This window comes from Ottowia sp. oral taxon 894, from assembly GCF_001262075.1.
Classification (GTDB): Bacteria; Pseudomonadota; Gammaproteobacteria; order Burkholderiales; family Burkholderiaceae_C; genus Ottowia; species Ottowia massiliensis.
Window position 1 is genome coordinate 2,005,129 of sequence record NZ_CP012073.1, and the last position, 24,197, is coordinate 2,029,325.

General features: G+C 64.6%; 22 protein-coding genes and 1 pseudogene. 11 read left to right on the forward strand and 12 right to left on the reverse strand.

The genetic code is table 11. The annotated features are described in order from the left end of the window. Positions 1-77 precede the first annotated feature (77 nt). Positions 78-788: a DsbC family protein gene (locus ADJ79_RS08735; protein WP_050715629.1), complete on the forward strand. Its 711-nt coding sequence runs from the start codon at positions 78-80 to the stop codon at positions 786-788. 179 nt (positions 789-967) lie between these two features. Then, positions 968-2,776: a M61 family metallopeptidase gene (locus tag ADJ79_RS08740; RefSeq protein WP_050715630.1), complete on the forward strand. Its 1,809-nt coding sequence runs from the start codon at positions 968-970 to the stop codon at positions 2,774-2,776. 286 nt (positions 2,777-3,062) lie between these two features. Here the strand turns inward: ADJ79_RS08740 and ADJ79_RS08745 are convergent, their stop codons facing one another. From ADJ79_RS08745 to ADJ79_RS08755, 3 genes are all read right to left on the reverse strand, one after another. Further along, the gene (locus tag ADJ79_RS08745; RefSeq protein ID WP_050715631.1) at positions 3,063-4,871 is read right to left on the reverse strand and encodes a glutamine--tRNA ligase/YqeY domain fusion protein; all 1,809 of its coding nucleotides are present in this window, start codon (positions 4,869-4,871) and stop codon (positions 3,063-3,065) included. Between the two features lie 245 nt (positions 4,872-5,116). After that, positions 5,117-5,773, reverse strand: coding sequence for a DUF937 domain-containing protein (locus tag ADJ79_RS08750; RefSeq protein ID WP_050715632.1), 657 nt, complete (start codon positions 5,771-5,773; stop codon positions 5,117-5,119). Positions 5,774-5,845: 72 nt separating this feature from the next. Then, positions 5,846-6,187, reverse strand: coding sequence for a hypothetical protein (locus ADJ79_RS08755; protein WP_050715633.1), 342 nt, complete (start codon positions 6,185-6,187; stop codon positions 5,846-5,848). A 156-nt stretch (positions 6,188-6,343) separates the two neighbouring features. Between ADJ79_RS08755 and ADJ79_RS08760 the strand changes: the two genes are divergently transcribed. Continuing rightward, positions 6,344-7,300, forward strand: coding sequence for an L-lactate dehydrogenase (locus ADJ79_RS08760; RefSeq protein WP_216597113.1), 957 nt, complete (start codon positions 6,344-6,346; stop codon positions 7,298-7,300). Between the two features lie 55 nt (positions 7,301-7,355). Here the strand turns inward: ADJ79_RS08760 and ADJ79_RS08765 are convergent, their stop codons facing one another. From ADJ79_RS08765 to ADJ79_RS08775, 3 genes are all read right to left on the reverse strand, one after another. Next, on the reverse strand, positions 7,356-8,177 hold the full coding sequence (locus ADJ79_RS08765; protein WP_050715634.1) for an undecaprenyl-diphosphate phosphatase: 822 nt from the start codon (positions 8,175-8,177) through the stop codon (positions 7,356-7,358). A gap of 99 nt (positions 8,178-8,276) precedes the next feature. Further along, a complete protein-coding gene (locus ADJ79_RS08770) occupies positions 8,277-8,933 on the reverse strand; it encodes a trimeric intracellular cation channel family protein (RefSeq protein ID WP_082203219.1) in 657 nt (218 codons plus the stop codon). 146 nt (positions 8,934-9,079) lie between these two features. Then, positions 9,080-9,448, reverse strand: a complete 369-nt coding sequence (locus ADJ79_RS08775; RefSeq protein ID WP_050715635.1) for a hypothetical protein — start codon at positions 9,446-9,448, stop codon at positions 9,080-9,082. A 411-nt stretch (positions 9,449-9,859) separates the two neighbouring features. Here ADJ79_RS08775 and ADJ79_RS08780 point away from each other — a divergent pair, with 411 nt between their 5' ends. From ADJ79_RS08780 to ADJ79_RS08790, 3 genes and pseudogenes are all read left to right on the forward strand, one after another. Then, the gene (locus tag ADJ79_RS08780) at positions 9,860-10,405 is read left to right on the forward strand and encodes a DUF1697 domain-containing protein (protein ID WP_050715636.1); all 546 of its coding nucleotides are present in this window, start codon (positions 9,860-9,862) and stop codon (positions 10,403-10,405) included. 75 nt (positions 10,406-10,480) lie between these two features. Then, positions 10,481-10,714: a hypothetical protein gene (locus tag ADJ79_RS15225; protein WP_216597114.1), complete on the forward strand. Its 234-nt coding sequence runs from the start codon at positions 10,481-10,483 to the stop codon at positions 10,712-10,714. Beyond that, a pseudogene (locus tag ADJ79_RS08790) lies at positions 10,668-11,283 on the forward strand (IS5 family transposase); the annotation flags it as partial. The gene ADJ79_RS15225 and the pseudogene ADJ79_RS08790, both read left to right, overlap by 47 nt. A gap of 8 nt (positions 11,284-11,291) precedes the next feature. Here ADJ79_RS08790 and putP read toward each other — a convergent pair. From putP to ADJ79_RS14320, 3 genes are all read right to left on the reverse strand, one after another. Next, positions 11,292-12,791, reverse strand: a complete 1,500-nt coding sequence (gene putP / locus ADJ79_RS08795; protein WP_050715639.1) for a sodium/proline symporter PutP — start codon at positions 12,789-12,791, stop codon at positions 11,292-11,294. 296 nt (positions 12,792-13,087) lie between these two features. Then, positions 13,088-14,881, reverse strand: coding sequence for a hypothetical protein (locus tag ADJ79_RS08800; protein ID WP_050715640.1), 1,794 nt, complete (start codon positions 14,879-14,881; stop codon positions 13,088-13,090). Positions 14,882-15,018: 137 nt separating this feature from the next. After that, positions 15,019-15,282 (reverse strand): hypothetical protein, encoded by a 264-nt coding sequence (locus ADJ79_RS14320; RefSeq protein WP_156304108.1) that lies wholly within the window; start codon positions 15,280-15,282, stop codon positions 15,019-15,021. Here ADJ79_RS14320 and ADJ79_RS08805 point away from each other — a divergent pair. The 4 genes from ADJ79_RS08805 to dusA all read left to right on the forward strand — a co-directional run bounded on the left by ADJ79_RS08805 (position 15,281) and on the right by dusA (position 19,308). Then, the gene (locus tag ADJ79_RS08805; protein WP_050715641.1) at positions 15,281-16,078 is read left to right on the forward strand and encodes an RNA methyltransferase; all 798 of its coding nucleotides are present in this window, start codon (positions 15,281-15,283) and stop codon (positions 16,076-16,078) included. The two genes, ADJ79_RS14320 and ADJ79_RS08805, sit on opposite strands and share 2 nt — an antisense overlap. A 247-nt stretch (positions 16,079-16,325) precedes the next feature. Then, a complete protein-coding gene (cysE, locus tag ADJ79_RS08810; RefSeq protein WP_050715642.1) occupies positions 16,326-17,096 on the forward strand; it encodes a serine O-acetyltransferase in 771 nt (256 codons plus the stop codon). A gap of 118 nt (positions 17,097-17,214) precedes the next feature. After that, complete coding sequence (locus tag ADJ79_RS08815) at positions 17,215-18,222, forward strand: C4-dicarboxylate ABC transporter (RefSeq protein WP_253273805.1); 1,008 nt, start codon at positions 17,215-17,217, stop codon at positions 18,220-18,222. A 15-nt stretch (positions 18,223-18,237) separates the two neighbouring features. After that, positions 18,238-19,308 carry a tRNA dihydrouridine(20/20a) synthase DusA gene (gene dusA / locus ADJ79_RS08820; protein WP_082203221.1) on the forward strand — a complete coding sequence of 357 codons (1,071 nt, stop codon included), beginning with the start codon at positions 18,238-18,240 and terminating at the stop codon, positions 19,306-19,308. 297 nt (positions 19,309-19,605) lie between these two features. Here the strand turns inward: dusA and ilvA are convergent, their stop codons facing one another. Next, on the reverse strand, positions 19,606-21,234 hold the full coding sequence (gene ilvA, locus ADJ79_RS08825) for a threonine ammonia-lyase, biosynthetic (protein ID WP_082203222.1): 1,629 nt from the start codon (positions 21,232-21,234) through the stop codon (positions 19,606-19,608). Positions 21,235-21,329: 95 nt separating this feature from the next. Here ilvA and ADJ79_RS08830 point away from each other — a divergent pair, with 95 nt between their 5' ends. Continuing rightward, complete coding sequence (locus tag ADJ79_RS08830) at positions 21,330-22,496, forward strand: BMP family ABC transporter substrate-binding protein (protein ID WP_050715644.1); 1,167 nt, start codon at positions 21,330-21,332, stop codon at positions 22,494-22,496. A gap of 308 nt (positions 22,497-22,804) precedes the next feature. Here ADJ79_RS08830 and ADJ79_RS08835 read toward each other — a convergent pair whose 3' ends face one another. Both ADJ79_RS08835 and xrtH read right to left on the reverse strand, forming a co-directional pair. Then, the gene (locus tag ADJ79_RS08835; RefSeq protein WP_050715645.1) at positions 22,805-23,440 is read right to left on the reverse strand and encodes an exosortase H-associated membrane protein; all 636 of its coding nucleotides are present in this window, start codon (positions 23,438-23,440) and stop codon (positions 22,805-22,807) included. Positions 23,441-23,468: 28 nt separating this feature from the next. Continuing rightward, complete coding sequence (gene xrtH, locus ADJ79_RS08840; RefSeq protein ID WP_050715646.1) at positions 23,469-23,993, reverse strand: exosortase H; 525 nt, start codon at positions 23,991-23,993, stop codon at positions 23,469-23,471. Positions 23,994-24,197 lie beyond the last annotated feature (204 nt).

The window sequence follows — 24,197 nt, forward strand, 5'->3', positions numbered from 1 at the left end:
CGCGGCGGCGGACGCAGGGGCTTTGCGCTACGCTCGCCCGCCTTCAGCTCTTTTTCAACTTTTTTCCGAAACGACTCATGAAAAAAACCGCTTCACTGCTGGCCGCTCTGGCCTTGGCCCTGCCGCTGACGGCCGCCCTGGCGCAAGAGGCCGATTTGCGCAAAACCCTGGGCCAGCGGCTGCCTTCGCTCTCCAACATTGACGAGGTGAGCAAGACGCCGATGCAAGGGGTGTACGAAATCCGCGTGGGCAACGACATTCTCTACGCCGACGCCAAGGGCGATTTCGTTTTGCAGGGCAATCTCATCGACACGCGCGCGCGCAAGAACCTGACGGAAGAGCGCATTGAAAAGCTCACGGCCATTCAGTTTGACGCTCTGCCGCTGAAAAACGCCATCAAGCAAGTGCGCGGCAAGGGCGAGCGCAAGGTGGCCATTTTTGAAGACCCGAATTGCCACTACTGCCACAAGCTGGAGCACGAGATCGCCGATCTGGACAACGTGACGATCTACACCTTCCTCATCCCCATCCTGGGCCAGGGTTCGGTGGAGAAAGCCAAGAACATCTGGTGCGCCAAGGATCCGCTCAAGACCTGGCAAGCCTGGATGCAAAAGCAGGTGGAGCCTGCCGCCGCCGAGTGCGACCAGGCCGCCATCACGGCCAATCTGGAATTCGCGCGGGCCAACCGCATCACCGGCACGCCCACCATCGTGTTTGCCAACGGCGCGCGCGTGCCGGGCGCCATTCCGGGCAGCCGCATGGACGAGATGCTGAACGCCGCCAAGTAAAGCTGCAAGCCTCGCGCCCCCGCCCCTGGAGCGGGGGTTTTTGCTTCTGCCGCCCGCCATTTTCCCGCTGGGTTTGGATGGCCTGAATTTGCTTCTTGTTTCATAGCATGATGTCCTAGTGGAATGGGCGCGAAAGCCGTTTTCAGGCTCCTGGATTTGCTCCTCTTTTTAGCTTCCTCATGCCTCATCCGCTGCATTACGACATTCGCCCTGCCAGCCTGAATGCGCACCGCTGGGCCGTCACCCTCACCATCGCCCGCCCGCAGGCGCTCCAGCGCGTGGCGCTGCCGGTGTGGATACCGGGCAGCTACCTCGTGCGCGAGTTCGCCCGCCACGTGAGCGGCCTGACGGCGCGGCAGGGCAGGGCGGTTTGCCCGGCGCAGGCCGTGGACAAATGCACCTGGCAAGTGCAGGCCGCGCCCGGCAAGCCGCTGGTCATCCGCTACGAGGTTTATGCCTTTGATGATTCCGTGCGCGCCGCCTGGCTGGACGCCGCGCGCGGCTTTTTCAACGCCACCGCGCTGCTGCTGCGCGTGCCCGAGCTGGCTGATGGCCCGCACGCCATCACCCTGCACCGGCCCGCAGACCCCACAGCCGCACACTGGCGCGTGGCCACGGCCCTGACGGCGCAAAGCGTGGACGCAGACGGCTTCGGCAGCTACCTGGCCGCCAGCTACGACGAACTGGCCGACAGCCCCGTGGAAATGGGCGCGTTCTGGCAGGGCGAATTCAGCGTGCGCGGCGTGCCGCACCGCTTTGTGGTGGCTGGCGCGCCCCCGTCATTTGACGGCCAGCGCCTGCTGCGCGACACGCAAAAAATCTGCGAGGCCGCCGCCCGCCTGTGGCACGGCGCGCGCGGCAAGCCGCCGCAGCCGCACTACCTTTTCATGCTCAACGCCACGCCCGGCGGCTACGGCGGGCTGGAGCACCGCTGCTGCACGGCGCTCATCTGCGCCCGGCGCGACCTGCCGCGCCTGGGGCAAAGCGACGCCAGCGAGGGCTACGCCACCCTGCTGGGCCTCATCAGCCACGAATACTTTCACACCTGGAACGTCAAACGCCTGCGCCCTGCCGAATTCGCCCGCTACGACTACGGGCAGGAAAACTACACGCGCCTGCTGTGGTTCTTTGAAGGCTTCACCAGCTACTACGACGACTTGCTGCTGTTGCGCGCAGGCCTGATTGACCGCGCCGCCTACCTGAAACTGCTGGCCAAGTCGCTCAACCAGGTCTGGCAAACGCCCGGCCGCCACGTGCAGCCCGTGGCCGAAGCCAGCTTTGACGCCTGGGTGAAGTACTACCGCCCCGAAGCCCACACCCCCAACGCCACCGTCAGCTACTACGCCAAAGGCGCGCTCGTGGCCCTGTGCCTTGACCTGAGCCTGCGCCGCGAAAAACAGCCCGCCACGCTCGATGACGCCATGCGCCTGCTCTGGCGGCGCTGCAAAGCCGGCCCCATGACCGAAAGCGACGTTGCCGCCGCCTTGCAAGAGCTGACAGGCCGCAGCTTTGCCGCCGAACTGGCTGCCTGGGTGCACGGCACGCAAGAGCTGCCCGTGGCCGAGTTGCTGGCCGCCCACGGCATCACCGCCACGCGCCAGCCGCCCACGCCCGCACAAACGCTGGGCCTGCGCGCCAGCGAAAAAAACGGCCTCGTCACCCTCACCCACGTGCTGGACGGCGGCGCGGCGCAAGCCGCCGGCATGGCCCCCGGCGACGAGTGGCTGGGCGTGGAAACAGGCGATGAGCAAACAAGCGATGAAGAAACCGGCGCAAGCGCCCATGCGGGCTGGCGTCTGGCCGCGCTGGACGATTTGCCCCTCTACCTGCGCCCCGGCCGCCGCGCGCTCGCCCTCATCTCCCGCCAGGGCCGCCTGCTGCGCCTGCCCCTGGCCCTGCCGGAAAAAGCCGAAGGCACATGGAAGCTGGAAGCGGCTGCCAGCGTGGGCGGCGAAGGCAGGGCAAGCCAAGGCTGGCCTTGGCATTGAGCGCCCGTTCACGGCCCGCTGCGGGCGCTTGGGGGCGGCCTTGGCGCTGCAATCCTCGCCGGGCTGCAAGCACGGGGAACGTGTTTGCGATCTTCCAATCCAGGCTTCGTCTCTGCGGATAGGTTGCAAGAACAGGTTCCGCAAAGCGCTCAGGCGTTGCCGCCACGGCACTCAAGCCCTGGAAGAGCTGCGGGCGGCTGCCGGGCGGCCGGCTTGCAGCTCATTCATCTCGCGCTCTTGGCTGTGCAGGAGATCGTGCGCAGGCATCCAAAGCGCGGTGAGCCGCTTACTTGCCCCACGAGTCGCGCAGGCCCGTGATGCGGTTGAACACCAGATTGCGGCCGCTGACGGTGTGCTCGCGCCGGTCGGCCACGAAAAAGCCGTGGCGTTCGAATTGGTAGCGGTCTTCGGCCTGGGCTTTGGCGAGGGTGGGTTCCACCCAGGCGCGCGCAACGCGCAGGCTTTGCGGGTTGAGCGCGGTCAGAAAGTCGCGGCCGCCTGCGTCGGGCTGCTCTTCGGTAAAGAGGCGGTCGTACAGGCGCACTTGAGCGGGCAGGGCGTCGGCGGTGTTCACCCAGGTGATGACGCCTTTGACTTTGACGCTGTCGGCGCCGGGGGTGCCGGATTGGGTGCCGGGCAGCAGGCGCGCGCGCACGCGGGTGATTTGGCCCGTGGCGTCTTTTTCCGCGCCCGTGCATTCAATGACGTAGCCGTATTTCAGGCGCACCTTGTTCCCCGGAAAGAGGCGGAAAAAGCCCTTGGGCGGGGTTTCCTCAAAGTCGCTGCGCTCGATCCATATTTCTTTGCCCAGCGTAAAGCTGCGCTGGCCCAGCGCGGGCAGATGGGGGTGCACGGGGGCCTGGCAGGCTTGCTGATGCGCGGCGCTGCCAAAGACTTCTTCCCAGTTTTCAATGACCAGGCGCAGCGGCTCCAGCACGGCCATCGCGCGCGGGGCGACGGGGTCGAGCGTTTCGCGCAAGGCGGCGTCCAGCGCGGCGTAGTCGGTCCAGCCGCCGGATTTGGTGACGCCGCTGCGCTCGGCAAAGAGCTTGAGGCTTTCGGGCGTGTAGCCCCGGCGGCGCAGGCCGGCCAGGGTGGGCATGCGCGGGTCGTCCCAGCCGCTCACGTGGCCTTCTTCCACAAGCTGGCGCAGCTTGCGCTTGCTGGTGATGACGTGGCTGACGTTCAGCCGCGCAAATTCGTATTGGCGCGGCGGCGGGGCCTTCAGCAGGCCGCCTTCGGTCAGGCGCGCCAGCAGCCAGTCGTAAAAAGGGCGCTGGTCTTCAAATTCGAGCGTGCAGATGCTGTGGGTGATTTGCTCCAGCGCGTCTTCAATCGGGTGCGCGAAGGTGTACATGGGGTAGATGCACCATTTGTCGCCCGTGTTGTGGTGCGCGGCGTGGCGGATGCGGTAGATGGCCGGGTCGCGCATGTTGATGTTGGGCGAGGCCATGTCGATCTTGGCGCGCAGCACCATGCTGCCGTCGGGGTGTTGGCCTGCCCTCATTTCGGCAAAGCGCGCCAGGTTTTGCGCCGGGCTGCGCTCGCGCCAGGGGCTGTTTTTGCCGGGGGTGTTGAAGTCGCCCCGGTTGATGCGCATTTCGTCAGGCGTTTGCTCGTCCACGTAGGCCAGGCCCGCTTCGATCAGATAGACGGCGGCGCGGTGCATGAAGTCGAAATAGTCGCTGGCAAAGTATTCGTGCGGCTGGCGGATGCCGGGGCGCGCCGGGTCGTCGGCCAGGTGATGGTCGTAGCCCAGCCAGCGAATGGCTTCGCGGATGCTGTCCACGTATTCCTGGTCTTCCTTTTCGGGGTTGGTGTCGTCAAAGCGCAGGTGGCACACGCCGCCGTATTCCCGCGCCAGGCTGAAATTGAGCCAAATGCTTTTGGCGTGCCCGATGTGCAAATAGCCATTGGGTTCAGGCGGAAAGCGGGTGCGGATGCGGGCCGGATCGGGCGCGCCGGCGGCGTGGTGCGCGCCGTCTCCGGGGCTGCCGCCCCAGTGGCGGCTTTGATACGTGCCCTGCGCCAAGTCGTTTTCGATGACGTGGCGCAAGAAATTGCCGGGAACAGGTGTTTCTTTGGTGGAAGACATGGCCGCTGATTCTAGGAAAACTCCCCCTGCGCTCCCCCTGCGGCCAGAGGGCCGCGCGCCTGCCCAAAGCCTGGCCGCGCAGGAAGCGGCGGGCCGCAACGGGCAGGGCGCGGGTCAGGGGCGCAGCGCGGCTTTATTTCGCTCCTGTATCCATAGCATGAGGTCTTAGTGGAATCTGCGCTGAGGGGTGTTTTCTGCCCCTCATATTTGCTCCTGTTTCTATGGCGTCTTTCAGCGTGCTGCGGTCAGCTCTTGCCGCCCAGCAGGCGGCTGCCGAGCTTGAGCAGATCGCCTGCGTCCAGCTTGCCGTCGCCGTTTTGGTCCAGCGCGCTGGACAGCAGGCCGCCTGCCAGGCCGCCGCCTTGGGGCTGGCTCTGGCCGCCCTGGCCGAGCAGGCCGCCCAGCAAGTTGCCAAGGCCGCCTGCGTCCAGCTTGGCGCTGCCAACCTGTTTTGCCAGAAAGCCCATGACGATGGGGGCGAGCATTTGCAGCAGCTGCCCGGCCTGCCCGCTGGAGAGGCCGCTGGCCTGGCCGATCTGGTTTTGCGCCTGCGCCTGCTGGCTGCCGAAGATGTGGCCGAGGATGCCGCTGGCGTCCAGCTGCTTGCTGGCGGCGGGCTGGCCGCCGCCGAGCACGCTGCCCAGCACGCCGCCGAGCAGGCCGCCCAGGTCTGCGCCGCCGCCAGCGTGGTCGCGCTGCAAGGCGCCCAGAAGGGCTTGCGCGCCGCCTGCCGTTTGCGCGTTGCCCGCCAGGGCGCCCAGCATCATGGGCAGGGCGGCGCTGACGGCGCTGCCTGCCTGCGCGGGAGAGACGTCAAGCTGCTGCGCCATCTGCTCCAGGGGCTGGCCTTGCAGCTGGTTCAATAACTGGGCCGCCAGGCCGCCGCTCGAGGGATTGGACATGTCTGAAAACCTCCGTGAAGTGAAAAGAAAAGCGCGATGATAGGAAGCGGCCAGGAAGCAGCGCCGATTGCGCTACGCGCCTTTTTCGCCCGATTTGCCGCTGGATTCGCTGTTGTCGCCGTAGTGGCGGATTTCGATCAGCGGGCCGAGGTCGATGCGGTAGCACGGCTTGCCTTCGTGTTCCTGAAGCTGCGCGCTGATGCCGCCAAAGGCGAAAACGGCCAGGGGCGCGTCGGCGCGGTAGCCGTTTCTGATGTGGACGGCGCTGAAAGAGCGGGGCTGCCCGTCGGGCTGGAGCAGGCGTTTTTGCCAATAGGGCTTGGCTTCGCGGTATTTGGCCTTGATCTGTCCGGCGGCGAGTTTGGCAAAGCCTTTGCCGCATATGCGCAGCAGCAAAACGGGGTCTTGGCTCATGGCGTTTTCAGTCGGTTTTCAAGCATCTCGCGCGCTGGGTGGCGTGAAAAGGCCTGATGATAATCTCGCCGCATTCAGCCTGCGCTATTTCCGGCCGCGCTATCATTGGCGCGATTTCAATTGGATTTCAATTGAATAACGTGAAAGAGGCAAATGATGGGAAATATCAAGCTCCGCAAGGCGGCGATTATTGGCACGGGCCACGTTGGCTCGCATGTGGCTTTTTCGCTGGCAACCCAGGGCGAGGTTGATGAATTATGGATGGTGGATATTGACAAGCAAAAGGCAATTGCGCAGGCCACGGATGTGAACGACGCGGTGAGCTATTTGCCGCACGAAGTGACGTCCAGGGCCTGCGAGCCGGAAGATATTGGCGGCTGCGATATTCTAGTGATTTCCGCCGGGCCTTTGCCCAGGCCCGATCAAGACAGGCTGGACACGCTGGGCGATACGGTGGCCGTGCTCAAGGAGTTTCTGCCGCGCGTGAAGGCCTCGGGATTTGGCGGCTTCATCATCAGCATTTCCAATCCGGCGGACGTGGTGGCCGCTTATGTGCAGCGGTATCTGGATTACCCGGCGCGCAAAATCATTTCTTCCGGCACGGCGCTGGATTCGGCGCGCTTGCAGCGGCTGGTGGCGGGCCTTTGCCGGGTGAGCCGCCGCTCGCTGACCTGCTATGCCCTGGGCGAGCATGGCGGCAGCGCAATGGTGCCGTGGTCCCACGTGAGGGTGCAGGGCATCGCGCTGGATCAGCTGCAAAAGGATTTGCCGCAGCGTTTTCCCGCTTTTGACCGGGAAAAGGTGACGCAAGACATGAAACACGGCGGCTATCTGGTTCTGGAAGGCAAGGGTTCCACCGAATTCGGCATTGCCTCGGCCGTGACGGAAATTGTGCGCGCCATATTCCATGACGAAAAAAAGGCGCTGCCGGTTTCATGCCTGCTGCAAGGCGAATATGGGCAGCGGCAGGTATTTGCCTCGGTTCCGGCGCTGCTGGGAAAGGATGGCGTGGAAGAAATTCTCGAACTCCGCATGACGCCGGCGGAGCAGGCGCAGTTTCAGGCTTCCTGCGACCGCATCAGGGAATATATGGCGCTGTCGCAGAAAATGTGACGCGGTTGGAAAATGAAAAAAAGGGGCCGAGCGGCCCCTTTTTTCTGCAATTGAATCAATGGCTCCATTGAACCCAATCCATCTGCCAGGTCAGCAAAATCAGCAGGCCGAAAATAATGCGGTACCAGGCGAAAAGCACGAAACTGTGGCTGGCGATGTAGCGCAGCAGCCAGCGCACGCAGGCCAGGGCGCTGCCAAATGACAGCGCCAGCCCCACGGCAAAAAGCGGCGCATCGGCCCAGGCCAGCAAGGCGCGGTCAGACCAGAGCGAATACACGCCCGCGCCAATCAGGGTGGGAATGGCCAGAAAAAAAGAAAACTCCGTGGCCGCTGGGCGCGACAGGCCCAGCAGCATGCCGCCGATGATGGTGGCGCCAGAGCGGCTGACGCCCGGAATCATGGCCACGCACTGCGCCAGGCCCACCTTGAGCGCGTCCAGGCCGCTCATTTCGTCCACGCTTTGAACGCGCGCGGGGCGCTGGCGGCCTTCGGCCCAGAAGATGACGATGCCGCCCGCCACCAGCGCCAGCGCCACCACTGGCGCATTGAACAGGTGCGCCTTGATGGCCTTGCCCGCCAGCAGGCCCAGCAGGGCGGCAGGCGCAAAACCAATCAGCACATGGGCCGCAAAGCGCTGCGCCTGCCGCTGCGTGGGCAGCGCCAGCAAGGTGGCGCGGATTTTTTGCCAGTACACCAGCACCACGGCGCAGATGGCGCCGATTTGAATGGCCATTTCAAAAACGCTGGCCTTGGCTTCATCAAAACCCAGCAGGCTGCCTGCCAGGATGAGATGGCCCGTGGAGGAGATGGGCAGAAATTCCGTCAGCCCTTCCACCACGCCCATCACGGCGGCCTTCAGCAGCAGGGCGGCATCCATTGCCATTGCGAGAGTTCCTTTTACTATTGTTTTGATAGCTGCCTGCGCCCATTTCACTAGGACTTCAGGCCGATTTGGCTTGCAAACCAGAGGGTGAGGCTACTGCCGCCAGGCGGGCAGGCGCCAGTCGCGCCAGACGGACAGAAGGCGCAGCCCCGCGATGGCCGCCACGCCCACGCTGATGCACAGCCAGACGGGCAGCGCCAGCCGCAGCGCCCAGTAAAGCCAGCCGCCCGCGAAAGCCCAGAGCGCGTAAGGGCGGTGATCGGCCAGGGCGCGCGGCACTTCGTTGCAAAGCACATCGCGCAGCACGCCGCCAAACACGCTGGTGATCACGCCCATCATCACCGCCACCAGCGCGGGCTGGCCCAGCGCCAGCGCGCGCTCTTCGCCAATCACGGTGAACAGGCCCAGGCCAATGGCATCAGGCCAGACAATGGCGCGCTCGGTCGGCTGCAAATGATGCTGGCGCATGAACAGCATGGCGGCGGCGCACACCACGATGACCAGCCACAGAAAAAAGGTGTCCTGCACCCAGAAAAAAGGGCGGTGATCCAGCAGCAGATCGCGCAGCGTGCCGCCGCCAAAGGCGGCCGCGAAGGCCACCACCACCACGCCCACCATGTCCAGCCGCTTGCGCGCCGCCTCCAGCACGCCCGAAAGGGCGAAAGCCAGCGTGGCCATCAGCTCCAGCATCAAATGCAGGCGGCCTGCCCACAGGGGCGAGAGGGGCTGCAAAGCATCAAGATCAGTCATGAAAGCTGGACGCGGCAGGGGCGCGCCCGACTCCTGAAATGAACGGCAAAAGGCGCGATTGTGCCGGGCGCACACACAAAAAGGCCGTGAAGCCCGCAGCTTCACGGCCTCTTTGCGCGGCCCGCCAAGAGCAGGCGGGGGAGTTTTTAGTTCGACTTGCCTGATTTGGCTTCCGCCCGCGTGGGCTGCCAATAGTGGTAGCGCCCGCCGCCATAGGGCTGGCCGTAGTACGGGCCGCCGTAAGGAGGCTCATACACCACGACGGGCGGCGGCGCAGGCTGCACGTACACCGTGGGCCGCGGCGGCGGCACGTAAACGGGTGGCGGCGGCACATACACGGGCGGCGGCGCAACGTAAACAGGCGGCGCGTACACGCGGGGCGCATTGCCCACGCCGACCGCCAGGCCGGGCGAGCCAACGTCCACTGACCAGTACACATCGTTGCCGCGCGCATGCGCCGCGCCCAGCGTCGCCAGGCCCAGAGGCAAAGCCCAAAGCAGCTTCAGCATTCTCATTTCGCATCTCCTTTCGCGTAGAGAACATCAGAAAAATCATGCGGCGCAGGCCGCAAATGCATGCAGCAATTGAACGCGAGAACGCCTGAAGCGGTGCACAGGCCAGGCGCAACAGCAGTTTCAAAACGTATGGGCCTCGCATTGAACCTGCTCCCGCAGCGGGGCGCAGGCTGGCGTGAAAGCCGGCAGGCCCTTAGAACGTGTTCATAGTCTTCGTAGCAGGACTCCCAAGAAAGCCAAAGCTACCATTTGCAGACTGGTACTCAACTTCGCAAATGGAAGAAAGATGTATTGCGCGAAGCATAGAGCGGATTCTTTTGACACATCCCTATCATCGATACCCTTTATACTTTTCGTACAGGAATATTCCTTATCTTTAAGGGCGTATCTATTTATCACGAAGGAACACAAATGCGCTACGTACTTTTACTTCGAGGCATCAATGTCGGCAAGACCAATAAAGTTGCCATGGCAGATTTAAAAACAAATCTAGCCGAAATGGGTTTTGAAAATCCTGTTTCCTATATCAATAGTGGCAATCTTTTATTTGATAGCAAAGCTCCAGAAAAGAAAATCAAAGCATTGCTGACGACCCATTTCAACGATACCTATGATTTTCCCCTGCCTTTTGCGCTAATCCGCTCGGATATATTGCAAAAAGAAGCGAATAAACTGCCAGTCTGGTGGCAAGACGAAACTGCCTATCGACGTGACGCTCTCTTTTACCTGCCGGAAGCGGACAGAGAACAAATCAAAGCAGAAACACTCGCCTGGATAGATGAAAAAGAGCATTTACATTTTGGCGAGACCGCCTTCTTTTATAGCAATCATAACCAGGCCGACTACCTTCTCTCCAACTACCATAAAAAGCTGATAGGGTCTTCCTTCTATAAAAGTCTGACTATCCGCAATGGCAAAACCTTTCAGAAGATTATCGAACTGGCGAATAAAGCATAAATTCATCCCGCCGCTATCCTGCAAAGCGCGGATAGCTTCGGTAAACCCTTTATTCAATTGCCTGATATCTCGAAAATGACCGCTTGTACCCGCCATGAATCCAAAGAAAAAACGATGAAATTCAAAATCCTGGTACTCACTACCCTTGCCGTCTTGCTTACCGCCTGCGTCGCGCCTTTACAAAAGGAACAGACGAAAGCCCTGCTGGACGAAGGCATCGCCCTGTATCAAAAACAGGATTATCAACACGCCAAGCCCTACTTTCCCCAAATGGCGCACCGTGCATTCCTACTTCCAGAGATGGACTGAGCCACGCGAGAGTGGCATCAGCCTCCTTGAGGAATCATTAAAAAAATCAGGTAGTTGCGGAGCGCCGCAAGCAGGGGCGCCATGAAGCAACCACTTTCCTGATTATTGATGCGCAGAGTGTGAAGAACACGGATACGGCCATGGAAAAAGGCTACGATGCGGGCAAGAAGGTTAGCGGTATCAAGCGGCATATAGTGGTTGACACGCAGGGTTTGCCGCATGCCCTTGCGGTAATGACGGCGGATGCTACGGATAGGAAAGGTTGTCTTTTGGCATTAAAACGCGAGCTCGATAATCTTGGTGCGATACAAAAAATCCTTGCTGACGGTGGTTACACGGGTAAGGCATTTGCTTCGTCGGTACAAGCGTTGATTGGTGCGGAGGTAGAGATTGCCAAACGAAACGAATTGCACCGTTTTGCAGTATTGCCGAAGCGATGGGTAGTAGAGCGCAGCTTTTCCTGGTTGGAAAAGAACAGGCGGCTTTGGAAAAACTGCGAGCGTAAGTTGAGTACCAGTCTGCAAATGGTAGCTTTGGCTTTCTTGGGAGTCCTGCTACGAAGACTGTGAACACGTTCTTAATGAACTTGCAGGCGCGCCAGCTCCTGCTCGACGCTGGCATGGGTTTGCAGCATGGCGGCAGAGGGCCGGCCCAGACGGCTGACGCCAAGCGTGGCGGCCCAGCCGAGGATGAAGCCGGGCACGATTTCATACAGGCCGAACCAGCCGAACTGCTTCCACACCAGCACGGTGACCGCGCCCGTGACGATGCCCGCCAGCGCGCCGTCGCGCGTGACGCGGCTGCAAAAGAGCGAGAGGATGATGACGGGGCCAAAAGCTGCGCCAAAGCCCGCCCAGGCGTAGCTGACCATGCCGAGCACGCGTGATTCGGGATTGCGGGCGATTGAAATGGCGATCAGCGCGACCACCAGCACCATCGCGCGGCCAAACCACACCAGCTCCTTCTGGCTGGCTTGCTTGCGCAAGAAGGTGCGGTAGATGTCTTCCGTCAGCGCGCTGGAGCACACGAGCAGCTGGCATGAGAGCGTGCTCATCACCGCCGCCAGAATGGCCGCCAGCAGCGCGCCCGCAATCCACGGGTTGAACAGCTGCTTGGCCAGCTCCATGAACACGGTTTCGGCATTGGCATTGACGGCATCCGCGCCCGCCGGGCTGACGGCGAAGTAGGCAATGCCCACAAAGCCCACGGCCACCGCGCCGCCCAGGCACAGCACCATCCAGGTCATGCCGATGCGGCGGGCGTTGGGGATGTGCCGCACCGAGGCGGCGGCCATGAAGCGCACCAGAATGTGCGGCTGGCCGAAGTAGCCCAGCCCCCAGGCGGCCAAGGAGAGGATGCCGATGGCCGTCTGCCCCTTGAAAAGGTCGAACTTGTCGGCGTCAATGAGGCTGTGCCAGTCCTGCCCCGGCTGCAACTGGCCCTGCACGGCCAGGTAAGCGATGACGGGCGCCAGCAGCAGCGCCGTGATCATCATGGCCGCCTGAATGGTGTCCGTCCAGCTCACGGCCAGAAAGCCGCCCACGAACACGTAGGCAATGGTGCACAGCGCCCCCACCCACAGCGCCGTTTCGTAAGGCATGCCGAACATGTTCTCGAACAGGCGCGCGCCCGCCACCACGCCCGAGGCGCAGTACACCGTGAAGAAAACCAGAATGACCATCGCCGTGACGATGCGCAGGATGTTGTTCTCGTCTTCAAAGCGGTGCGCGAAATAGTCCGGCAGCGTCAGCGCGTTGCCCGCGCGCTCGGTGTACAGGCGCAGGCGGCCCGCCACCAGCCGCCAGTTCAGCCAGGCGCCCGCAATCAGGCCAATGGCAATCCATGACTCTGACAGCCCCGACAGATACACCGCGCCCGGCAGCCCCATCAGCAGCCAGCCGCTCATGTCGGACGCGCCCGCCGACAGCGCCGTGACCACGCTGCCCAGGCTGCGCCCGCCCAGGATGTAGTCCGACAAATTCTTGGTGCCCAGATAGCCCAGCGCGCCAATGCCAAGCATGGCGGCCAGATAAACGGCGAACATGATGACCGTGGGGTCAGTCCAGGTGAATGGCATGAATGGCTTTCCCGGGAAATGAGGCGCAGAAGGCGGCTTTGCGCGCTGCCGGCCCCATCTTTTGGCAAAAGGCCGAATGCTACCGGCGCGGCCCGCCCGCGCATGCCGGGCGGGCAGGGACTGTGGGGTGCGGCCGCCTGTCTATGCCATCAAAAACAGGAGCGAATTTGAGGGGGCATGAATGCCGCCTAGCGCAGTTTCCACTAGGACATCATGCTATGGATACGATAGCGAAATAAGCCGGTGAGACAGTCCTTCCCGCTGGCCAAGTGCGCGGCCAGGCCTTGAACAGACCCTCAGCGCAACACCACCAGCCCCACGCTGCGCAGCCAGGCTTCGGCCTCGGCCAGCGCGCCGGCATGCCGCGCGCGTTCGGCGAAGACCAGGCCGCTATCCACCAGAAAGCGCACCTGCTCCTCCGCTGCCGCGCCGCCTGCCTGCGGCAGCGCCTGGCGAAATTGCCGCTCCGTTTCCATGCCCTGCTTGCGCTCGCCCGCTTCGTAGTCGAGCAGGGCCAGCCGCGCCAGAGCCTGCGCCTTGCTGGCGGCAGGCAGCCGGTCGATCTGCTCCCTGACGGCCCGCAAGGCGGCCTGCATGCGCGGCGCGGCGGGCCAGTTGCCGCCGCGCGCCCAGGGGCGCAGCGCATCCAGGGCGGCAGGCCATTGGCCTGATTCCATCGCCCTGGAAAGCGGAACGGGCAGGCGGTTCATCAGCTCTTCTTCCTCGCGCAGCAGGCCCAGCTTGCGCGCCGCCAGCGCGTGCTGGGCCAGCAGGCTGATTTGCACGGGCGCGCTGGCATCCGTTCCGGCGGCGGCATCGCGCATCTGCTCGAACTGCCTTTGCGCTTCATTCCAGCGGCCCTGGCGGGCCAGCCAGGCGATGTGGCTTTGCAGGGCTTCGGCGCGGGCTATTCGCAACTGCTCTTGCAGCATCGTTTTGTGCGGCGCTGGCGCGTCGCGCAGGGCTGCCTGCGCCTCGTTGGCAAAAGCCGCGTTTTGCTCGTAGAAGGCAGGCTGCGCGAGCGAGAGTTGGCGGTAGGCGGCCAGCCATGCTTGCGCCCGCTCAAAAGCGCCGGGCAGAGCCTGGATTTGCCTTTGCAGCGTTTGCAAAGCAGCCGGATCGCGGCTGTCCGGGTTGCGGGCCAGCACGGCGGCTTGCAAGCCCAGCTTCAGCGCTCGCAGGCCAGGGCTGTCCGGCAAGCTTTGCAGCGCCTGCATGGCGCGACCCGCCTGTCCGGCGCGCGCCATGTCATCGGCCACGCGGCCAATGATTTGCAGCCGCTGTGGCTCAGGCAGCTGGCGGAAGGCGTCGCGCCAGGCGTGGTTGCCGCCCTGGCTGGCTTCGTATTCCGCCATGGGTGCGGCCGCCAGGCTGGCTTCGCCGCCGCTTGCGGCCAGCAGCTCCACCGCGCTGCTGGCGGGCTGCGGCCCCAGGCCCTGCGTGGCGGCCAGGGCCTGATTGGTCAGCACGTCTTCACGGTGCCATTCTTCGGGCGTGAGCTGGCGGGCCAGCGCCAGCGCGGTGCGCTCATCGGGCGGCGCGCCCTTCTGGTAGCGGGCGTAGCCGTAGCCTGCGCTCACGAAAGCCACGGCGGCCAGCAGCGCGAGGCCCGCCTGGAAGAAGATGCGCTGCCGCTGGCGCCTGGGGTCCAGCCCCATTTCCTTCATCAGCTCCGCGCGAATCTGCTCGCGCAGGCGTTTTTCCAGCCGGGCCATTTCCAGGCCCTTTTCGCGGTTGGCGCTGGCGGCCAGGCCGTTTTCGATGGCTTTGCGCTCCTCCCGCTCAATTTTTTTACGCAGCACGTGCAGGGAAGACACCTTGTCCACATACGCACCGCAGGCCGGGCACTGGCGCTGCGCAGTCAGAACCACGTATTTGTCGCAGGCGGGGCATTGCAGCTCGTCCAGCTTGGCGGCCAGGCTTAGAACCGGCTCCAGCTCCACGCGCAGGCCCACGGACTCCAGCCGCTTTTGCAAGTCGCGGGCCTTGCTCTCCGGCGTTTTCTTGCCAATCACCACATAGGGCGCAGACTTCAGGCGCTGCGTCAGCAGCAGCGCTTTTTCTTCGCTGAGAGCAGCCTTGGATTGCAATTGCGCAGAGAGGTTTTCATAATGTTCCCCCCCCCCCCCGGCGAAGCGCTTCAGCCGAATAGCTGACAGTGACGGTGAAAAGGCGCTCCTGGCTTGAATTTGAAAAATCCAGCATGGCGTTCTTCTTTCAGGCCCGGTTACGGATGGCACTTGAGCGCCACGCCCTGAAGCGTGGCATGCCGCACCAGAAAAGACTGCGTGATGGAGGCGCAGGCTGAAAGAGCGCACGCCAGGGCGGCTGCGGCCGCCAGGGAAAGTCTTGGCATTGACATGGTTGAGAAAGGCAAGAAGGTTGAACAAAAGCGGTGGCAGGTGATTTTATGCAACATGTTTTTACACAAAAGCCCCGCTTGCAACAGGCACACAATCCGCGCCTGCTTTCCGTCTCCCTTGCCTGCCATGTCCGCGCCGCCTGCCGTCACCCGTTTCATCCTGATTGAACCCAGCCATGCCGGCAATGTGGGCGCGGTGGCGCGCGCCATGAAGGTGATGGGCTTTCATGACCTGGCGCTGGTGCGCCCGCGCTGGCCCGATGTGCTGACCCGCCCCGAAGCCGTGGAGCGCGCCAGCGGCGCTGATGACGTGCTGCGCGCCGCCCGCGTGACGGGCACGCTGCAAGAGGCGCTGGAGGGCGTGACGCATCTGTGCGCCACGGCCATGACGCCGCGCGACTTCGGCCCGCCTGTCTGCGCGCCGCGCGAGCACTTCAGCCAGCTGCTCAATCCGGCGCGGCCCGCGCCCAGCGGCCCCTGGGGCGTGGCTTTTCTGTTTGGCTGCGAGCGCTATGGCATGCGCAACGCGGATGTGTGGCGCTGCCATGCCTGCCTGAGCATTCCGGCCAATCCGGCCTACGGCTCGCTCAACCTGGCCGCCGCCGCGCAGCTCATCGCCTACGACTGGCGGCAGGCGCTGCTGGCGCGCTTTGGCGAGGCGGCGTTTGCAAGCGCCTTTGCCGTGCGGCCCGCCGCCAGCCTGGCCGATCAGGCCGATGCCGCGCAGGTGGCGGCCATGCTGGCCCATCTGGAGCAGGCGCTCGTCGCCGTGGGCTTTCTCGACCCGGCCGCGCCCAAAAAGCTCATGCCCCGCCTGCAACAGCTCTTCAACCGCGCCCGGCCCACGCAGCAAGACATTCACATCCTGCGCGGCATCGCCCGCGCCATGCAGCAGGCGGCCAGGCGCGGCCATGAAGAAGATTGAGACGGGCGCGCGGCAGTCAGCCAGCGCATGAAATCTGGCTTCGCTTGCCAGGGGGGGCTTAAAAACAGGAGCAAATCCAAGGGGCACAAAACCCGCTTCGCGCAATTTCCACTAGGACATCATGCTATGGATAAAGTAGCGAAATAAGGCCGTGCATCCAGCTGCGCATGGGGCTTGGGCGGCAAGGGGCGTGCCAGGGCGTTCGCCCCTACACGCCAGGGCGTTCGCCCCTACACTTTCGCCCCTTATGTTTCAACGCATTCGCTCTTACGCCCAGTCCATTCTGGAGCGCGATCCGGCCGCCCGCAGCGTGTGGGATGTGGTGTTTTCCTACCCCGGCTTTCACGCCCTGGCGTTGCACCGCGTGGCGCATGCGCTGTGGCGGCGCGGCTGGCTGTGGCTGGCGCGCTGGATTTCGCACTGGGGGCGCTTTCTCACGGGCATTGAAATCCACCCCGGCGCCCGCATTGGCGCGCGCGTGTTCATCGACCACGGCATGGGCGTGGTGATTGGCGAGACGGCAGAAATCGGCGACGACTGCACGATTTACCAAGGCGTCACGCTCGGCGGCACTTCGCTGGACAAAGGGGCCAAGCGCCATCCCACGCTGGGCAAGGGCGTGATCGTGGGGGCCAATTCGCAGGTGCTGGGCAGCTTCACGGTGGGAGACGGCGCCAAGATCGGCTCGGGCGCGGTGGTCACCAAGCCCGTGCCCGCCGGGGCCACGGCCGTGGGCAACCCGGCCCGCATCATTCAGGAGGGCGAGGCCGCGCGCCGCGAGGCCGCCGCCGCCAAAATGGGTTTTTCCGCCTACGGCGTGACGCAAAGCGATGATCCTGTCAGCCAGGCGCTGCGCGGGCTGATTGACGGCACGGCCGCGCAAGACCACCAGATTGCCCTGCTGTGGCAGGCCATCGAGAAGCTGGCCTGCAAGATTGACCCGGACTGCGTGCCCGACAACGCCGCCTTGCATGAGCAGTTCGAGGCGCAAAAGCTCAACAAGCTGGTGGGCGACTGAGAGCAGGCTCCGGCAAGCGCCGCTTCTGAAAAGAATGATGGCTGCAAGGCCCGCTGGCGCTTGCGGCCGGCCTGGCGCCCGAACCGGGTTTTCCGTTTTTTCTTCCGCACCTTCCATCATGAACATGCTGCGTCCCGAGGCTCTCAAGCATCTGCATCCCGGCTGGTTTTCCATCGTCATGGGGCTGGCCGGGCTGTCGCTGGCGTGGGCGCAGGCCGCGCGCAGCATGGGGGGCATCGCTGGGGCGCTGTCGCTGGCGCTGGGGGCGCTGGCAGCGCTGGCGTTTGTGGCGCTGCTGGGGCTGTCGTGGTGGCGCTGGCTGCGCCAGCCGGAGGCGCTGGCGGCTGATCTGGCGCATCCGGTGCGCCATGCCTTTGTGGCGGCCCTGCCCATTTCCCTGATGCTGCTGGCGGGCGTGGCCGTGAGCGCGCTGGGGCAAACGGGCGGCTGGGCGGCAGCGCTGTGGTGGCTGGGTTCGCTGGGGCAAATGGGCGCCACGGTCTGGGCGCTGGGCCGCTGGATCAACAACGCGCAGGCGGGCGGCTGGGCGCAGCTCACGCCATCGCTTTTTCTGCCCGCCGTGGGCAATGTGGTGGCCGCGCTGGCAGGCGGGGCGGTGGGCGCGGGGCCGTGGGCGGCGGCCCAGTTCGGCGTGGGCGTGACGCTGTGGCTGGCGCTGCTGACGCTGCTGCTGGCGCGGCTGGCCGTGCATGGCGTGTGGACGCAGCGGCTGCTGCCGCTGACTTTCATCACCATCGCGCCGCCAGCGGTGGCGGGCATGGCCTTGCTGCAACTGGGCGGGCCTGCCGTGCTGGCCTGGATGGCCTGGGGCGTGGCGCTGATGTTTCTGCTCTGGAGCCTGAACGTGATGCCGCGCATGCTCGCGCAGCCGGCTTCCGTCACCTGGTGGGCGCTGTCGTTTCCGCTGGCGGCCTTTGCCGCCCTCTCCCTGCGGCTGGCCGGGCACGATTCGGGCGTGATGGGCGCGCTGGCGCTGCTGGCGCTGGCTTTCGCCTCGCTGACGGTGGCGGCGCTGGCGCTGGCCACGCTCCAGGGTTTGCGCGATGGCGCGTGGCTGGCGCCCGAACAGGTGGCGCTCAGCGTGGCCGCGCCGCCGGATCACTGAAAGGCTGGCCAGCCCATGCTCAATACTGAAAAAGCCCCTGCCGCCGATGCGCCCCCTTTCAGCCCCTGGCGTCTGTGTGTGGCGCCCATGCTGGACTGGACGGACAAGCACTGCCGCCACCTGCACCGCCTGATCACGCGCCACGCGCGGCTCTACACCGAAATGGTGACCTGCGGCGCGCTGCTGCACGGCTCGCTCCGGCGGCACCTGCGGCGCGACGAGATGGAGCGCCCCGTGGCGCTGCAACTGGGCGGCAGCGACCCGGCCGAGCTGGCGCAATGCGCGCGGCTGGGCCAGCAATGGGGCTATGACGAAATCAACCTCAACTGCGGCTGCCCCAGCCCGCGCGTGCAGCGCGGCGCATTCGGCGCGTGCCTGATGACCCAGCCGCGCCTGGTGGCCGACTGCGTGAAAGCCATGCGCGATGCGGTGCACATTCCCGTCACCGTCAAGCACCGCATCGGCATTGACCGCGAAGAAAGCCACGCCTTCGTGCGCGACTTCGTGGGCGAAGTGGCGCAAGCGGGCTGCGGCGTATTCATCGTGCACGCCCGCAATGCCTGGCTGGAGGGCCTCAGCCCCAAGGAAAACCGCGAAGTGCCGCCGCTGCGCTACGAGCGGGTCTGGCAGCTCAAGCGCGACTTTCCGCAGCTGACCATCTGCCTGAACGGCGGCGTGAGCAGCAACGAACAAATCGCCGCGCACCTGGCGCACGTGGACGGCGTGATGCTGGGCCGCGCCGCCTACCACCACCCCTGGCTGATGAGCGAGTGGGACGCGCGCTTTTTCGGCGATGCAGGCCGCGATGCCGCCCCGCCCCTCACGCGCGAGGCCGTGGAGCGCGCCATGCTCGCCTACATGCAGGCCGAGGCCGCGCAAGACGGCACGCCCTGGTACGCCATTGCCCGCCACATGCTGGGCCTGCGCCACGGCCTGCGCGGCGCGCGCGCCTGGCGGCAGGTGTGGAGCGACCACCGCCTCAAGCCCCTGCCGCCCGAAGCAGTGTGGCAGCGCGCGCGCCAGCACACGGAGCCTGACGCGCCAGAAGGCCCGGGCCAGGCCGCAGACGGCGCGCGCGCCGTGTGAGTGCCCGTTCGCAATTTGTCCGTGGCGCGAAAGGCGCGAACCCGGGCGCTCGTGGGTGCTGCAAACCCTTGCCGGGTTACAAGACTCGCCTGCGCCTTGCAGCCCCTCACGGCCAGACGCTGAAAAGGCTCTCAGAAAAAGGAGCAAATCCAGATGGGTGAAAAACGGCTTTCGCGCCCTTTCCACTAGGACGTTATGCTATGAATCAAGGAGCGAATTTCCCCGTTTCACGCAGGCTATCGCTTTGTGTGAGCGGCTGGTGCGCGGCGCCTTGCCGCAAGGCGGTTGAACAGCCTCTCAGCCCTTGAGAAACAGCGCGTAGGCCGGGTTGCCGGTTTCGTCAATCCAGGCGTAGCCCAGCTTGTCCAGAAAGGCGCGCAGGGCCGGGCCGTCGCTTTCGGGCGCCTGGATGCCCACGAGCACGTGGCCGAAATCGGCGCCCTGGTTGCGGTAGTGAAACAGGCTGATGTTCCAGGCCGGCTGCATGAGGCTGAGAAATTGCAGCAGCGCGCCGGGGCGCTCCGGGAAGATAAAGCGCAGCAGCCGCTCGTGGCTGGCCAGCGGCGAGTGGCCGCCCACCATGTAGCGCACGTGTTGCTTGGCCAGCTCGTCGTGGGTGAGGTCCAGCGCCGAAAAGCCCGCCTGCTCGAAGGCGGCGGCCAGCATGGGCGATTCGCCGCGCGCGGCGGTGGTCAGGCCCACGAAGACATGCGCCCGGGCGCGGTCGCTGATGCGGTAGTTGAACTCGGTGACGTTGCGCGCGCCGCCGGGCAGGCGGCCCACGGTTTCGCAAAAGCGGCGAAAGCTGCCGCGCTCTTCGGGAATGGTGATGGCAAACAGCGCCTCGCTTTCCTCGCCCACGGCGGCGCGCTCGGCCACAAAGCGCAGGCGGTCAAAGTTCATGTTCGCGCCGCAGAGAATGGCCGCCAGCGTCTGCCCGGGCGCCGTGCCTTCGCGCGCGGCGTATTGCTTGAGGGCGGCCACGGCCATTGCGCCCGATGGCTCGACGATGCTGCGCGTGTCGATGAACACGTCCTTGATGGCGGCGCACACGGCGTCGGTGTCCACGGTGATGAATTCGTCCACCAGCTCGCGGGCGATGCGGAAGGTTTCTTCGCCCACTTGCTTGACGGCGGTGCCATCGGCAAACAGGCCCACATCGCGCAAGGCCACGCGCTCGCCGCGCGCCACCGATTGCGCCATGGCGTCCGAGTCGTTCATCTGCACGCCGATGATTTTGATTTCGGGCCGCAGGGCCTTGATGTAGGCCGCCACGCCGCTGATCAGGCCGCCGCCGCCCACGGCCACGAACACGGCGTGCAGCGGGCCGGCGTGCTGGCGCAGCAGCTCCATGCCGATGGTGCCCTGCCCGGCGATGACGAGCGGGTCGTCAAACGGGTGAATGAAGGTCAGCCCCTGCTGGGCCTGCAATTGCAGCGAATGGGCGTAGGCGTCGGAATAGCTCTCGCCGGCCAGCACGACTTCGCCGCCCAGCGCCCGCACGGCGTCCACCTTCACGCGCGGCGTGGTCACGGGCATGACGATGACGGCGCGCGCGCCCAGCTTGCGCGCGCCCAGCGCCACGCCCTGCGCGTGGTTGCCCGCGCTGGCGCAAATCACGCCCTTGTGCAGCTGGCCGGGCGTCAGGTGCGCCATCTTGTTGTAGGCGCCGCGCAGCTTGAAGCTGAAAACGGGCTGCTGGTCTTCGCGCTTGAGCAGCACGGTGTGGCCGGTGCGGCGGCTGAGCGCGGGCGCTTCATCCAGCGCGGATTCCACCGCCACGTCATACACGCGCGAGGTGAGCACCTGGCGCAGGTAATCCAGGCGGGAAGGCAAAGGGGCCGGAGCGTTTTGCAGGGTGTTTTGTGGGGCGGTTTGCGGGGCAGGCCGCGAGGCGCTTTGTGAAATATCGTGCGGGGTCGTCATGGGGCGGCGATCATAAATTTGCTTACGATTGCCGCTTTTCGCCCGCCCTTTCGCCCCCTTTCCTCCTCTTCCTTCCTCCCACCCTTCCATTCCCCATGAACCATCCCTCCAAACGCCTTGCGCTCAAGCTGGCCGCCGCCGCGCTGGCCGCCGCCGCCCTTGCCGCCTGCGGCAAGAAAGAAGAAGCCGCTCCGCAAGCGGCTGAGCAGCCTGCCGGATCGCCCGCGCCCGCCGCCAGCGCTCCCGCGCCCAGGCAAGAGCCGCTCAAAGTCGCCTTCGCCTACATCGGCCCCGTGGGCGACGGCGGCTGGAGCTTTGCACACGACAACGCCCGCAAAGCCGTTGAAAAAGAATTTGGCGACAAGGTGCAAACCTCTTACGTGGAAAGCGTGCCCGTGAGCGCCGACGCCGAGCGCGTGCTGCGCGACATGGCCCAGCAGGGCAACCAGCTGGTGTTCGGCACCACCTTCGGCTACATGGAGCAAATGCTGAAAGTGGCTGCCGACTTTCCGCAAGTGAAGTTCGAGCACGCCACCGGCTACAAAACCGCCGCCAACCTGGGCACGTATGACACGCGCACCTACGAAGGCGCTTACATGGCCGGCCTGCTGGCCGGCGCCATGACGCAAACCGGCACGCTGGGCGTGGTGGCCTCCGTGCCCATCCCTGAAGTCATGCGCAACATCAACAGCTTCGCCCTGGGCGCGCGCAGCACCAACCCCAAGGCCAGCGTGAAAATCGTGTGGGTCAATGAGTGGTTCAACCCGCCCAAGGAAACCGAAGCGGCCACCGCCCTCATCAACAGCGGCGCGGACATCCTCATGCAAAACACCGACTCTTCTGCCGTGCTGCAAACCGCCGAAAAGCTGGGCAAGCGCGGCTTCGGCTGGGACAGCGACATGACGCACTACGGCCCCAAGGCGCACATCGCCTCCGCCGCCATCAACTGGACGCCGTTTTACGTCAAGACCATCCGCGAAGTGATGGACGGCACCTGGAAGCCCGAGCGCCACTGGTGGGGCGTGAAAGAAGGCGCGATCGACCTCGTTTCCCTGGCCGAAGACGTGCCCGAAAGCGCCCGTGCCCGGCTGGCCGAAGTGAAAGAGGGCCTCAAGGCCGGCGCCTTCCACATCTGGCAAGGCCCCATTGCCGACAACACCGGCAAACAGGTGCTGGCCGAAGGCCAAGTGGCCGACGATGCCTTTCTGGGCGGCATCAACTTCTTCGTGGAAGGCGTGGAAGGGCAGGCGCCAGGCCAATAAGCAGCGGCCCACAGCGGCGCGCCATGCAAAAAAGCCGGACGCTGCCCGGCTTTTTTTGCGCGCGGTTGCCTGAAGCGCCAGCGCGCGGGAAAGCGGTTTTGCGAGCAGCCTGCGAGCCGGTTCCGCTGTCAGGCTGAATCAAAAGAAGGAGCGAATTCAGAGGGGTAAAAATACCGTATCGCGCAATTCCGACTAGGATGTCATGCTATGAATAGAGGAGCGTGGGAAAGCCTTTCTGCGCCAGTCTTTCAAGGCTGAGCCATGCGCAGATACTGGGCATCAGCGAAGCAGGCCGCCTGGGCGGTTTTTCAGCGTACGCGCGGCGCGTGCTCGGGGCGGGCGGGCGCCTCTTCGTCCAGCGCGGCTTCCAGCCACAAGGCGGCGACGAAGCGTTTGTCAAACCACAGCCACAGCAGGATGGGCGCCACGGGCGTGAGCATGAGAAAGCCGAACTGGTAGCCGTAGGCAATCACTTCATTGGCCCAGGCGGGGTAGCCCAGATAGGCCATTGCATTGCCGCCGGGGGTCAGGGCCACGTCGCGCAGCCACTGAAAGCACAGGCCCCAGGCCTGCGCGGGCAGCAGCAGCACGCTGCCCCACGCCATCTTCAGGGGCCACCAGCGCGGGCGCGAGGCCAGCAGCATGGCCCACAGCAGCACCTGGCCGTAGCCGTAGGTGGGGTAGCTCACTTCGGGCGTGAGTTCGGCCAGCATCTGCCGCCCGCCAGGGCCGGGCATGAGCACTTGCACGCGCGTGAGCAGCGTGCCTGTCACGCCATCTATCTCAAAACCCTCCACCCACGCGAACAGCAGCTTCATCACGGTGCCAGCCAGCCACAGCGGCGGCGCGGCGAACCATTCGCGCGCCCAGTACCACAGCGGCAGCAAAACGACAAGGCCGGCAAGGGCCAGCAGAAGAAATCGGCCAATGAGCGTGGCACGCATGGGTGCTCTCCAGGGCAAGGGGCGGGGTTCAGGCAGCGGGCGCCGAAGGGTGTTTGGCGGGACTGGCCCGCTTTTCGTGCCGCGCAACGTAGCGCATCCACAGCAGCCAGACGATGAGCACATCCAGCATGATGAGCGCCTGCCACATGTACAGGTGCGCAAATTCAAACACCTGCAAGTTCCACTGCCCCAGAAAAAACAGGCTGACCACGCGCAGCAGGTTCACGCCCTGCACGGCCATGAACCCCAGCCCCAGGCCCCAGAGCTTCATCTTCCAGCTCGAAGGAAAGGCCAGCACCGCCGCCAGCAGCACGATGGCCGCCTCCACGCCGTTGCAGCCCGGCTCGATGGAGATGCCAAAGCCCGACTGCGCGCTTTGCACCACGCGCCCGTGGGAAATGGCCGAGGGATCAAAAAACTGGATGATGGCCGCGCTGGCGCTGGCCACCAGCCCCGTCCAGGGCTGCACCACGGCGGCTTGCACGGGAGCAAGCATTTCCATGCCAAACAGCACGGCCTGAACGGAAAGAAAAACAAGAAAGAAACGGGTCACGGATTCGGTATTCGGAAAAGAAATGCCAGGGCGCGGATGGTAACGGCACAGGGCATTTGCCTGCCTCCCATTCACCCGCGCCGATTATTTGTGCCATGAGCCGCGCGTGGATTTCAAACGGGGTGCATTGTGGACACCCCTTAATCTTTTGGGTCGCGCCCAGCGCCTGAAGCGCCTGCCAGGGCGCATCAAAAACAAGAGCAA

What these genes read in the sequence shown, in the direction of transcription:
- ADJ79_RS08835 (WP_050715645.1), bottom strand. Translation starts at nt 23,440, where the DNA reads ATGCGTGCCACGCTCATTGGCCGATTTCTTCTGCTGGCCCTTGCCGGC.
- ADJ79_RS08770 (WP_082203219.1), bottom strand. Translation starts at nt 8,933, where the DNA reads ATGACTGATCTTGATGCTTTGCAGCCCCTCTCGCCCCTGTGGGCAGGC.
- ADJ79_RS15225 (WP_216597114.1), top strand. Translation starts at nt 10,481, where the DNA reads ATGACCGCTTGTACCCGCCATGAATCCAAAGAAAAAACGATGAAATTC.
- cysE (WP_050715642.1), top strand. Translation starts at nt 16,326, where the DNA reads ATGTTTCAACGCATTCGCTCTTACGCCCAGTCCATTCTGGAGCGCGAT.
- ilvA (WP_082203222.1), bottom strand. Translation starts at nt 21,234, where the DNA reads ATGACGACCCCGCACGATATTTCACAAAGCGCCTCGCGGCCTGCCCCG.
- ADJ79_RS08755 (WP_050715633.1), bottom strand. Translation starts at nt 6,187, where the DNA reads ATGAGCCAAGACCCCGTTTTGCTGCTGCGCATATGCGGCAAAGGCTTT.
- ADJ79_RS08735 (WP_050715629.1), top strand. Translation starts at nt 78, where the DNA reads ATGAAAAAAACCGCTTCACTGCTGGCCGCTCTGGCCTTGGCCCTGCCG.
- ADJ79_RS08760 (WP_216597113.1), top strand. Translation starts at nt 6,344, where the DNA reads ATGGGAAATATCAAGCTCCGCAAGGCGGCGATTATTGGCACGGGCCAC.
- ADJ79_RS08830 (WP_050715644.1), top strand. Translation starts at nt 21,330, where the DNA reads ATGAACCATCCCTCCAAACGCCTTGCGCTCAAGCTGGCCGCCGCCGCG.
- ADJ79_RS08750 (WP_050715632.1), bottom strand. Translation starts at nt 5,773, where the DNA reads ATGTCCAATCCCTCGAGCGGCGGCCTGGCGGCCCAGTTATTGAACCAG.
- ADJ79_RS08745 (WP_050715631.1), bottom strand. Translation starts at nt 4,871, where the DNA reads ATGTCTTCCACCAAAGAAACACCTGTTCCCGGCAATTTCTTGCGCCAC.
- ADJ79_RS08740 (WP_050715630.1), top strand. Translation starts at nt 968, where the DNA reads ATGCCTCATCCGCTGCATTACGACATTCGCCCTGCCAGCCTGAATGCG.
- ADJ79_RS08805 (WP_050715641.1), top strand. Translation starts at nt 15,281, where the DNA reads ATGTCCGCGCCGCCTGCCGTCACCCGTTTCATCCTGATTGAACCCAGC.
- ADJ79_RS08775 (WP_050715635.1), bottom strand. Translation starts at nt 9,448, where the DNA reads ATGAGAATGCTGAAGCTGCTTTGGGCTTTGCCTCTGGGCCTGGCGACG.
- ADJ79_RS14320 (WP_156304108.1), bottom strand. Translation starts at nt 15,282, where the DNA reads ATGGCAGGCAAGGGAGACGGAAAGCAGGCGCGGATTGTGTGCCTGTTG.
- ADJ79_RS08780 (WP_050715636.1), top strand. Translation starts at nt 9,860, where the DNA reads ATGCGCTACGTACTTTTACTTCGAGGCATCAATGTCGGCAAGACCAAT.
- ADJ79_RS08815 (WP_253273805.1), top strand. Translation starts at nt 17,215, where the DNA reads ATGAACATGCTGCGTCCCGAGGCTCTCAAGCATCTGCATCCCGGCTGG.
- ADJ79_RS08765 (WP_050715634.1), bottom strand. Translation starts at nt 8,177, where the DNA reads ATGGATGCCGCCCTGCTGCTGAAGGCCGCCGTGATGGGCGTGGTGGAA.
- dusA (WP_082203221.1), top strand. Translation starts at nt 18,238, where the DNA reads ATGCTCAATACTGAAAAAGCCCCTGCCGCCGATGCGCCCCCTTTCAGC.
- putP (WP_050715639.1), bottom strand. Translation starts at nt 12,791, where the DNA reads ATGCCATTCACCTGGACTGACCCCACGGTCATCATGTTCGCCGTTTAT.